Below are 10,452 nucleotides of genomic sequence, written 5' to 3' on the forward strand. Positions count from 1 at the left end.
TGCTGATTTATATAGTCAAGTTTTAAGACTGAATGTTTATAACCTTCGATAATCCCAAGTTAGGAAATCATCATAAATGTACTGAGTTATAAATGCTGAACTATGGCAATAGGAATCTCACAAACTTATTTATAATGAATTGAATAATTTAAAGTTTAGACTTCTAGTTTACATGTATATAAAGACCATTAACCCTACTGGAATACAGAGGTAATTGTGTCAGAAATTAGGTAGAAATAATCTCTAAATGTATAGAGATGTTGCACAAAATGTCTTTAATTAAATCAACTGATACAATCGCCTCTAAAATAAAAAAACATTCTCTGCAAAATTTATTACTCAAGTTGCTGATATTAGGGAGGGGAGTATGATGAGCCGTCCAATAATTTTAGGTATTGTTGGTGATAGTGCTGCGGGTAAAACGACCCTAACTAGGGGAATCGCTCAGATACTAGGGCCGGAGAACGTCACACTCATCTGTACTGATGATTACCATCGGTATGACCGCAAGCAACGCGCAGAGATAGGAATTACAGCCCTCCACCCTCATTGTAACCATTTGGATATCATGCAGCAGCATCTATCGCTGCTACGCACAGGACAACCAATCCTCAAACCCGTTTATAGTCACAAAACTGGAACTTTTGAACCGCCTCAGTACATCAAACCTAATAAATTCGTCATTATCGAAGGATTGCTTGGTTACTCTACCCGTGCAGCCCGTGAATGCTACGATGTAAAAGTTTACCTCGCCCCTCCAGAAGACCTCCGCGCCACTTGGAAAGTCAAACGCGACACACAAAAACGTGGCTATACCCCCGAACAAGTATTAGCAGAATTAGAAAAACGCGAACCAGATTCAGAACAGTTTATTCGTCCCCAGAGACAATGGTCTGATATCGTTGTCAGCTTTTATCCACCATGTGATGATTATGATGAAAGCAACGGACACCTCAACGTACGTCTAGTATTGCGCCCCACTATTCCACACCCAGATTTTACGCCAATTCTCAATTTAACTAATGGTGATTCTGGTTCAGCAATTCGCCTGGGACTTGATAGGGATATGAGTAAACCAGTGGATGTATTAGAAGTTGATGGTCACGCCACTTTAGACCAGGTAAATAAGTTAGAGCATATTCTTTGTTCTGATATGCCCTATTTAATCAATGTATGCGATCGCGAAAGTAATCCAGAATTAGGTAAAGTCGCAGGTACAACAGGCGAAACCCTACAAAGTTACCCCCTTGCCCTCACTCAGTTAATCATCACCTACCATATGCTAAAGGCGACGCAAATCTATCAGTAAAAATTGTTTATTTTTACAGAAAAAAGATAGAAATTAAAGATTTCCTCAAGCTGGGTGAATCGGAACGCAAACAAGGGATAACTAAAGATAGCTGCATCTATGAGTTCTTCTTTAGTTGTTATATGACTTATTGCCTGAGAATTGCTGATATACCCACAAATGAGCGCCCCCGTGAACGGTTGATGACACATGGGCCAAAAGTTTTAGCCACAGCCGAGTTAATCGCAATTCTTTTAGGTACAGGTCAAGGGCCTGGCAAACTCTCAGCCGTCGGTTTAGGACAATATATATTACAGGAACTAAGTAAACATCAACGCGACCCATTAGCCGTTTTGCGAGAAGTTACGCCGGCTGAGTTAATGCAAATTCCCGGAATTGGCCCAGCAAAAGCCACAACTATCTTAGCGGCGATAGAATTGGGTAAACGTGCCTTTCAATCTCGTCCTCTAGATAGGACACCAATTGATAGCCCCGTGACGGCTGCGGCTGCACTGAGTCAGGATTTAATGTGGCAGAGTCAAGAACGGTTTGCTGTGTTATTGCTAGATGTAAAAAATCGCCTACTGGGAACACAGGTGATTACTATAGGTACGGCTACCGAAACTCTAGCTTCTCCACGGGAGATTTTTCGGGAAGTGATTCGCCAAGGTGCAACACGCACAATAGTTGCCCACAATCACCCTTCCGGTAACGTAGAACCTAGCCCAGAAGATATAGAGTTAACACGCCAACTTTTAGCAGGAGCGCAACTTTTAGGTATACCCTTGTTAGATCATTTAATTTTAGGTAATGGTAATCACCAGAGTTTACGGGAGATTACTAGTTTGTGGAATGATTATCCGCAAGGAGATTAATTAGGAGATGAGGGGGATGAGGGAGATAAGGGAGATAAATATGCAATTTAGACAAAATAAGTAGAGATTCTTCTATCCTACCTTCCGCACCCTAACTGTCACACATCAACAAAAAACCGATTAAGTAGTACATAAGAACTAAAGTAGATTCAAGAGTCAAGAGACTTAAGTAGCTCAGTGTTAAAAATTATCGCTATGGCAAGGCAGGAGGCAGTTCGCGGAGCGTGTCGAAGACAAGGCAGGAGGGAAGAGGGTTATAGCTTTATTTACCTTTCTTAACTTAGTTTTGTTTTTTCCCACCGACTTACTTATCTCATTCAAATCTATCTACCACCAGTTCTTATTGCTCGTTATTGACAATAGGCTTTGATGCCATTTTTGCTGATTCATGGCTGCTCAAATCTCTTTTTCGACTAAATATGTCTGTTTTAATTCCTCCTTCGCTTTTTGATCTCAGTAATTTCCCTCTGTGACACTTGGGGGTGAGGAAGGTGGGTTCTATCTCCTCCTACTTCCCCTACTCCCCCCACTCCCTCATCTACCCCACTCCGCATTTTTACTTACGGACTGTCATTGATGGATTACCCCAAATGATAACTTTACCGTCATAGCCGCCACTGGCGAGTATTTGACCGTCTGGACTAAAAGCGATCGCACTTACCCAATCACTATGTCCAATCAGTGTATTTAATAATTCACCTGTAGATATATCCCATAGCTTAATGCCATCTCTACCCGCACTAGCTAGAGTTTTACCATCGCGGTTAAGAGCGATCGCATATACCCAATTATTATGTCCTGTTAGGGTGCGGGTGAGTTGTTCTGAGGGGAGATTCCAAATTTTAATAGTGCGATCGCTACTACAACTAATTAAATTTTGTCCATCAGGTGTAAATGTAATATCTGTAACTGCACCAGAATGTCCGTTAAATGAGCGAATTAATTTACCTGTACTTAAATCCCACAGTTTAATCACACCTCTGGTATCGCCACTAGCTAGAGTTTGACCATCAGAACTCATCGCCAGAGTATCAATTCTATTATCAAAGCGTACTAGAGTCCCTAATGGGCGCTGTTGGAGTAAGTCCCACAATCGTATTCCATCCAAAGCGCCACTAACTAGAACTTTACCATCAGCAGACACAGCTAAGGATGTAACACTGGTGGTATGTCCGACAAAAGAACGTGTAAATTGATTACTTTTGAGATTCCACAGATTAATAGTACTATCACTACCGGAACTGGCGAGGGTTTGCCCATCTGGGGAGATTACCAAAGACTCTACCGTATTTTTTTGGGCTTTATTGATAGTAGCTACTTTTTTACCAGTTATTGGGTTCCATAAACGGATAATACCATCGTTGTAAGCACCCCCACTGACGAGAATCTGACCATTGGGACTAAAAGCTAAAGACTTTACTCTCCCTGGATGAGCGTTGAGGTTGTACAGGAGGCGGGGATTAGTAAAATCTCCAGTTGATTGTGTACTGGGCGTAACCTGAACCTTATCAGCCGCACTTACCCTTAACCCTTGCCCAATATTTAAAGACAGAGCGATGGTTGCTATAAATAAAAATATAAAATACGGACGTACTAGCGAGTACCCCCTTCCTGTTCCCTCACTCCTCACTGTTTTCCCTCACCTAGTTCAATACACCAATCAACTCAATCGTCGATAAAACTCAGCACGCGCTAAACGCGCCGCTACCGCTAACAGCACTCCTTAGTACGGTGGTTTTTTCTTCTGTACAGTCAGCATGGGTAGAGTCGAGCTAGATGAACGAGGGGGTAAGTAATGCTGTACTACAGGCTCCTCTACGACAGGGGGACGCTGCTGACTCATACGCCATAACTTAAAAGCAAGGCTTACACCTGCTGTACCCAAACCAACAGCAAACAATGACCAGCTATCATCCAACCCACCAATCAGTGCATCTACCACACCCATCGTGATTAATACGCTAATTACAGGTTCTTTTCTGTAGGCTGACTTTAAAAAACGAGGTAATACAACATTCATCACAGCTTGGTTTGTCCAGATAAGCTTTTATGTAAATTTAACAAGAATACCTCTCTTGAGGATTACCCATCTGAATCAAAGGCATCTTTAAAAAAGATTATAATTTTTTCAGTGGGGTTTAAGTGTAGTAATTGACTTTCCTATATGAAGACTTTGCAAGTTGAGAATATTACTAACTCTCTGGTGTGCTTCATATTTGATAGAAAGCAATTTGTGTGAGGTAGTTCACTATACATTAATAAAGTCAAAACCAGCTAGATGATCCAGCTGGTTCTAACTCTGCTAATTACTAGCTTACAACTTTAGCACTGCTTTCAGTTGGGGAGGCGGGAGGCAGTTGACAGGAGTTAGCTCATTTCCACTGTCAATTGTCAATTGTCAATTGTCCACTGCTCCTCTACTTCCCTTTACTTCAATCCCAGCCAAGATAAAACACCTTGATTGGTGACGTACTCAATCACTACTACCAAGAGAAAACCGATCATTGCAGCTCGACCGTTTAAGCGTTCTGCATATTCGTTAAAACCAAATTTTGGCTCTTCTAGTCTGGGTGTAACTGTTGGCTGTGTTTGAGTCATTGTGATAAACCTCTTTTTTTCGGCAAACGGGACTTAATAGCAATTTTTGAGTTAATTTCAGGCGGAAATGCCAGGTTTTAGTCGAAAAATCTAGTAGCTTCTATTTCAGAAGCCACTCTCAGACTTTTTAACAAATTGTAATTAATATTTATATATTGTAAAGGCAGTGAAGCAATAGTCAAGAGCAAGAGTTGAACGAAGCTTAGATATTACGATTGGGCAAACTAATGTGATAGATAGCTATCCATAATACGGAAGTGTCAGTCGAAGACTGGCAGGCTAAATTAAACAAAAAATTTATTCAGAGGCGTTACATGGAAATCGGTGTACCTAAAGAAACTAAAGATCAAGAATTTCGGGTAGGTTTAAGTCCTGCTAGTGTACGTGTATTAAAAGAAAATGGTCATAGTATCTTTGTACAGACTCAAGCTGGTAGTGGTGCTGGATTTACAGATGATGACTACCGTAGTTCTGGGGCGGAGATTGTTTCCACAGTAGAGGCAGTTTGGAACCGAGAGTTAGTAGTTAAAGTTAAAGAACCACTAGCAAGTGAGTACCAATTTTTACAAAAAGAGCAGATATTATTTACTTATCTGCATTTAGCAGCCGATCGCAAATTAACAGAACATTTAATTGATAGTGGCATTTGTGCGATCGCTTACGAAACCGTAGAACATCCAGGTGCAAACAGGCTACCGCTACTCACACCCATGAGTATTATTGCTGGACGGTTAGCTGTACAATTTGGCGCACGCTACTTAGAACGTCAACAAGGTGGTAGAGGTGTACTTTTAGGCGGTGTCCCTGGAGTTAAACCAGGGAAAGTAGTCATTCTCGGTGGTGGTGTAGTTGGTACAGAAGCCGCCCGAATTGCTGTAGGGATGGGTGCATCTGTACAGATTTTAGATGTCAATGTTGAACGCTTATCTTATTTAGAAACCTTGTTTGGTTCTAGAGTGGAATTACTTTACAGCAGTTCTGCCCACATCGAAGCCGCAGTTAAAGAAGCAGATTTACTTGTTGGTGCTGTGTTGGTATTGGGACGTAGAGCGCCAATTTTAGTACCTCGTGAATTGGTCAAACAAATGCACCCAGGTTCAGTAATAGTTGATGTGGCTGTAGACCAAGGCGGTTGTGTAGAAACCTTACATCCCACATCTCACACTAACCCAGTATATATTGAAGAGGGTGTAGTGCATTATGGCGTTCCCAATATGCCAGGTGCAGTACCTTGGACGGCAACCCAAGCCCTCAATAATAGTACACTGCCTTATGTTGTACAGTTGGCAAACCAAGGACTCAAAGCTTTAGAAGTTAACCAACCACTTGCTAAAGGTGTCAACGTGCAGAATCATCGGTTGGTACATCCGGCTGTGCAAGAGGTTTTCCCTGATTTGGTAAGTTAAATTTCACTAAGGTTTGTAGTAAGGACTTTAGTCCTAAAGAAAAGGCTAAAGCCTTTACTCCGAACCTCTAAAACTATTACATCGACTCAAGGCGGCGGCGTAATTGACTACTAAAACCATCAATTATTGTAACAACTACTAATAGTACCAGCATCATGGTTGTGGCTTTGTTGTACTCAAACCCATCAATATAACTTTTCAACTGAAAGCCAATACCACCTGCACCCACCACACCCAACACGGAAGCAGCACGGATATTATACTCAAACATCCATAAGGTATAACCCAAACTCAAGGGTATAACTTGAGGCATAATTCCATACTGAGCAATTTGCACTCTAGATGCACCAATAACTTGGAGAGATTCTAAAGAACGAGGTTCAACGGCTTCAATTGCTTGTTGATAAAATTTAGCTAGGTAGCCGATGGTGTATATGCTCAAAGCTAGAGTACCTGCGGGTGCGCCTAAGCCTGTGGCGGCGACAAAAATTAGCCCTAAAATAATTGAGGGAACAGAACGCACAGCATTTTGCAATAAATTAGCCAGCCATTGCAGCCAACTAGGTGCAATGTTACTAGCGCTAGCAACAGCAATTGGAACTGAGATAATCGCACCGATGGTTGTTCCCCACAAAGACATCTGTACAGTTTCAATCAGTGCCTTAATAGCGATATCAATAACTTTGAAATCGGGGGGAAATAACCGCGAGATAAAATCAGTAATATAAGGGGCGCTAGATGTCAGCAGGGCAAAATCAACTTTCAGTCCTTGCAAAGCCCAACCGTAAACTAGAACAGCAATTAATATGCTAACTAACGTACTTACCCAAGAGTAGCGGTGGAGAAATTTGGAAATCATATGTGAGATGAGTGAGAATAACTGTTGACTATGGACTGTTGACTATGGACTATGGACTATGGACTAATGACTAATGACTGCCTGCAAGTTATCGCAAGCACCTTCATAAACTATGCGTCCAGCATCTAAAACGATCGCACGTTGCGCGTATTTGGCGGCTATTCCCAGGTCGTGAAGAACTGTGACAATCGTTATGCCTTGCTGGCTGTGTAATTCTGCTAAAGTATCCATTACTTGTTGAGCTGCGATGACATCTAATCCTGTTGTGGGTTCATCGGCTAGAAGTATTTGCGGTGATTGAATTAATGCACGAGCGATCGCAACTCTTTGTTGCTGTCCACCACTGAGTCTCTTTGTTTTTTGATAGGCGAACTCTCTTAAGCCTAACTGTTCGAGTAATTCTAACGCTAATAGGCGATCGCGCTTTGGAAAGCCAAATATTGTCTGCCAAGTTGTTCTTGCGCCGAGTTTACCGCACAATACATTTTCTATTGCAGATAACTGGGGAATTAAGCCACCGCCTTGAAACAACATACCAACATTGCGGCGGATTTGGGGGAGTGTGCGGGTATTTGTTGCCACGCCGTTGATGTGAACTTCTCCCTTAACTAATGGCACTAACCCAACAAGCGATCGCAATAATGTAGATTTACCAGCACCATTAAGTCCTAGTAGTACAACAAATTCACCTTGCTTGATTTGACAGTTAATCTTGTTGAGGATAGGACGATACAAAGAGGCAACATAAGCTGTCTCTAAGTTGTGACATTCAATTATGTAATCACTCATCCTCTGCCTCGGTCAACTAATTTTAGATTTTAGATTTTAGATTTTAAATTTTAGATTTTTAATCCAAAATCTAAAATGCAAAATTTTCCGGTCAATTTCATCAATAATTTAATGTAGTTTGTTGACTGTTAGCGTTAACAGTCAACAAACTCGGATTATGGCTCGATACCCACGCGCTGGAGAGCCTGACGAACTGGTGCTAGGTGACGACCGTGATCAACTCTGACTAATTCGGTGGAGTTGTACAAGTTACGTAGCAGTTGGTTATTTTGCGGTTGATTTAACTTAAGTAGAGAGCTAATCAATCTTTCTCTTAAGCGTGGATCAACATCATCATCAATAGCGATGCCATGAGCTGGTACACCAGAGATTTTATATAGCACTCGCAACTGATTTCTTTCCTCTGGTGTAATGTAGGGGGGCAACAGAGCATATTCTGATACAGCTGCTACCTCTGCTTGGCCACGCACTACTGCTTGTAAGGCTTTGCTGTAGTTACCACCGTAAGAAACTTGACCAAAAAACCCATCCAAGCGATCGCGGTTGGGAACCAATCCCTGTCTCACTAACTCACTTACAGGGAAAATAAACCCTGAACCTGAAGTAGGAGATGTAAATGCCATCTTTTTGCCCCGTAATTGTTCGAGGGTGGTTTTGGCATTATTTCTAGCCTTGAGGGGGCTATCGTTGCGAACTACAAATACCGAGTTGTAAGTGAATCTACCAGAGTAGTTATCGCGTACCTCTGCTAGATACAAACGAGCATTCGCCAATTGTTCAGCTTTCAAAGCTGGACGACTGCTTAAAAATGCTACATCAGCGCGGTTTGCTCTTAAGGCTTCTACCGCAGCTGTATCATCACCTACCACTGCTTTAACACGTATTCCTAAGTCTTTGGATAAGAAAGCTGCTACAGCATCTGCTTTAGATTGCAAATCTGTTGAATCAGCACGAGTAGGAAATACTATAGTTAATTCTTTCGTCGTTTGGGCAAGTAAGCGTGGCGCTTGTTGACTAGAAATGGAATTTGCATTCGTTGCTTGGATTCCGCTAACAGTAGTCACCGCTACTCCCATCAGCGCTATCAAAGCCGCGCCAGCACCTAACAAGCCTTTTTGGCTTACACTCATTTGCACCTCTCCATCAAGAACTATTTGCAGTATTTTTGCAAATTACTTTCAACTATCCCGATAAAAGAATCTAGAGCTTTTAATAAAAAAAGTCAATAGTGAAATGTATAAAAACTATTTGTGACCATCAAGTTATCTAGGATAGATAATAAACTTCTAGAACTAAAAGCCTATCAAGCTTGTAATACATGAGTCTGTTAAAAATTATCTTAGGTATCAATCATTCTATGGTTAGAATAGGATATATACTATGTATAGTAAAGAACTAATTGCATAAGTATTTTTTCAATTAAGAATATTAAATATTACTGCTTTTAGGAGATAAATTCCCTAGTCTGTTAATGTAATTATGACGATAGTCATATAAAAAAATTGTTGCAGTTGTTTAAAATAGAGGTAAGTACATCTATTAAGACATCTGTAACAAGAATCCGTGCAATTAAGCTGTAGTTGTGGATGTTGGAGAGAAAAAACATGAAACAAATTCTAAAACGCACACTTCTACCTGGCCTCATGGCTGCAAGTTTAGCTGGTGTCTCCTTAGCACCTATGCAACCTGCTAGTGCTGACGACAGAGTATTAAGGGATGCAGCTATTGGAGCTGGTGCTGGTATAGTCACGGGAGCGATAACTGGATGTCGTTCTGTTGTTGGTAATGCTGCTACCGGTGTGGGCGCTGCTCTGGCTGTCAATGGTGCAAATGGCTTGAGAAAGAAGCCTAGATATCAACGAAGACCCAATCGCAGTATAGTCCAAGACGTAGGTGTAGGCGCTGGTGCGGGTGTAGTAACTGGTGCAATTACAGGCAATTGTAGAGGAAGAGTGCTTAACAATGCTGGTGCAGGTGCAGCCACAGGTGCGCTAATTAATATCCTTGGAAAATAACACCAGACACAGGAGATAGAAATTGGTTATTTGTCGTTTGCTTGCCATGAATTAGAGAGAATATTCTTCTGACTTAGCAAGTGAATTAAACAGTTAATCATTTTAGGGGCGCATATAATATATGCGCCCCTATATTTGTCAGGAAATTAAGTTATTTTAAGTCTATACAAGAATGCGATCGCCTATTCCCAAAGATTAATTTCTACCCTTTAAAGCCCTCTGAAAATTCCGACGATAGGAGGGGTTAACAATGAATAAAGCAGGCCAGAGTAAAGATAAACCGATGCGGTTGGGTAGAGACTGCGTAAAATTTGTTCTTGAGAAACCAGTCCAAAATTTCCAAGCCCCACCTATATAAATCACAATTAAGCCGAAAGTAATAAATTCGCCCATTACGATTAACTCCGTTAATATCTGACTAAATTTGGTAGAAATTGTACAAAATATGTCAGCGATTAATCACCCATATTAGTTTTAAGTATGACGCAAATTTTCGGCTTTGCATTTGTGTTACACAAGTTTACCTGCTGTATCATTTTGTCAGTGGTTTCTTAATACAATTTTTTAGAAAAGTTTCTTTTATCAAGATAGGGTAATTGATTAATACAGGATTCCTATTTAA

At 41.1% G+C, this 10,452-nt stretch carries 11 protein-coding genes; 4 read left to right on the plus strand and 7 right to left on the minus strand.

Annotation, left to right across the window (positions count from 1 at the left end):
- The first annotated feature begins 370 nt into the window (after window positions 1-370).
- Window positions 371-1,309 (plus strand): phosphoribulokinase, encoded by a 939-nt coding sequence (locus tag NSMS1_RS04300; RefSeq protein WP_224095091.1) that lies wholly within the window; start codon window positions 371-373, stop codon window positions 1,307-1,309.
- 122 nt (window positions 1,310-1,431) lie between these two features.
- A complete protein-coding gene (radC, locus tag NSMS1_RS04305) occupies window positions 1,432-2,163 on the plus strand; it encodes a RadC family protein (protein WP_224091416.1) in 732 nt (243 codons plus the stop codon).
- A 556-nt stretch (window positions 2,164-2,719) separates the two neighbouring features.
- Here the strand turns inward: radC and NSMS1_RS04315 are convergent.
- The 3 genes from NSMS1_RS04315 to NSMS1_RS04325 form a co-directional block, all read right to left on the minus strand.
- Window positions 2,720-3,793 carry a WD40 repeat domain-containing protein gene (locus tag NSMS1_RS04315; protein WP_224091417.1) on the minus strand — a complete coding sequence of 358 codons (1,074 nt, stop codon included), beginning with the start codon at window positions 3,791-3,793 and terminating at the stop codon, window positions 2,720-2,722.
- A 93-nt stretch (window positions 3,794-3,886) separates the two neighbouring features.
- Entirely contained in the window at window positions 3,887-4,183 is a 297-nt protein-coding gene (locus NSMS1_RS04320) for a hypothetical protein (RefSeq protein ID WP_224091418.1), read from the minus strand.
- Window positions 4,184-4,590: 407 nt separating this feature from the next.
- Window positions 4,591-4,761: a chlorophyll a/b-binding protein gene (locus tag NSMS1_RS04325; protein WP_224091419.1), complete on the minus strand. Its 171-nt coding sequence runs from the start codon at window positions 4,759-4,761 to the stop codon at window positions 4,591-4,593.
- Window positions 4,762-5,075: 314 nt separating this feature from the next.
- On the opposite strand from NSMS1_RS04325, the gene ald reads away from it, so the two are divergent.
- Window positions 5,076-6,167, plus strand: a complete 1,092-nt coding sequence (ald, locus tag NSMS1_RS04330; protein ID WP_224095092.1) for an alanine dehydrogenase — start codon at window positions 5,076-5,078, stop codon at window positions 6,165-6,167.
- A 76-nt stretch (window positions 6,168-6,243) separates the two neighbouring features.
- Here ald and phnE read toward each other — a convergent pair whose 3' ends face one another.
- From phnE to NSMS1_RS04345, 3 genes are all read right to left on the minus strand, one after another.
- Complete coding sequence (gene phnE / locus NSMS1_RS04335; protein WP_224091427.1) at window positions 6,244-7,026, minus strand: phosphonate ABC transporter, permease protein PhnE; 783 nt, start codon at window positions 7,024-7,026, stop codon at window positions 6,244-6,246.
- A 63-nt stretch (window positions 7,027-7,089) separates the two neighbouring features.
- Window positions 7,090-7,815 carry a phosphonate ABC transporter ATP-binding protein gene (locus NSMS1_RS04340; protein WP_224091428.1) on the minus strand — a complete coding sequence of 242 codons (726 nt, stop codon included), beginning with the start codon at window positions 7,813-7,815 and terminating at the stop codon, window positions 7,090-7,092.
- Window positions 7,816-7,970: 155 nt separating this feature from the next.
- On the minus strand, window positions 7,971-8,945 hold the full coding sequence (locus NSMS1_RS04345; RefSeq protein WP_224091429.1) for a phosphate/phosphite/phosphonate ABC transporter substrate-binding protein: 975 nt from the start codon (window positions 8,943-8,945) through the stop codon (window positions 7,971-7,973).
- A 474-nt stretch (window positions 8,946-9,419) separates the two neighbouring features.
- On the opposite strand from NSMS1_RS04345, the gene NSMS1_RS04350 reads away from it, so the two are divergent.
- Complete coding sequence (locus NSMS1_RS04350; RefSeq protein ID WP_224091430.1) at window positions 9,420-9,830, plus strand: hypothetical protein; 411 nt, start codon at window positions 9,420-9,422, stop codon at window positions 9,828-9,830.
- Between the two features lie 195 nt (window positions 9,831-10,025).
- Here NSMS1_RS04350 and NSMS1_RS04355 read toward each other — a convergent pair whose 3' ends face one another.
- The gene (locus NSMS1_RS04355; protein ID WP_224091434.1) at window positions 10,026-10,223 is read right to left on the minus strand and encodes a hypothetical protein; all 198 of its coding nucleotides are present in this window, start codon (window positions 10,221-10,223) and stop codon (window positions 10,026-10,028) included.
- Between the last annotated feature and the right edge of the window lie 229 nt (window positions 10,224-10,452).

Origin of the sequence: Nostoc sp. MS1, from assembly GCF_019976755.1 — a bacterium.
Taxonomy (GTDB): domain Bacteria; phylum Cyanobacteriota; class Cyanobacteriia; order Cyanobacteriales; family Nostocaceae; genus Trichormus.

Bases quoted from the DNA above. Each gene is read 5' to 3' on its own strand.
- NSMS1_RS04300 (WP_224095091.1), top strand. From the start codon at position 371: ATGAGCCGTCCAATAATTTTAGGTATTGTTGGTGATAGTGCTGCGGGT.
- radC (WP_224091416.1), top strand. From the start codon at position 1,432: ATGACTTATTGCCTGAGAATTGCTGATATACCCACAAATGAGCGCCCC.
- NSMS1_RS04320 (WP_224091418.1), bottom strand. From the start codon at position 4,183: ATGAATGTTGTATTACCTCGTTTTTTAAAGTCAGCCTACAGAAAAGAA.
- NSMS1_RS04325 (WP_224091419.1), bottom strand. From the start codon at position 4,761: ATGACTCAAACACAGCCAACAGTTACACCCAGACTAGAAGAGCCAAAA.
- ald (WP_224095092.1), top strand. From the start codon at position 5,076: ATGGAAATCGGTGTACCTAAAGAAACTAAAGATCAAGAATTTCGGGTA.
- phnE (WP_224091427.1), bottom strand. From the start codon at position 7,026: ATGATTTCCAAATTTCTCCACCGCTACTCTTGGGTAAGTACGTTAGTT.
- NSMS1_RS04340 (WP_224091428.1), bottom strand. From the start codon at position 7,815: ATGAGTGATTACATAATTGAATGTCACAACTTAGAGACAGCTTATGTT.
- NSMS1_RS04345 (WP_224091429.1), bottom strand. From the start codon at position 8,945: ATGAGTGTAAGCCAAAAAGGCTTGTTAGGTGCTGGCGCGGCTTTGATA.
- NSMS1_RS04350 (WP_224091430.1), top strand. From the start codon at position 9,420: ATGAAACAAATTCTAAAACGCACACTTCTACCTGGCCTCATGGCTGCA.
- NSMS1_RS04355 (WP_224091434.1), bottom strand. From the start codon at position 10,223: ATGGGCGAATTTATTACTTTCGGCTTAATTGTGATTTATATAGGTGGG.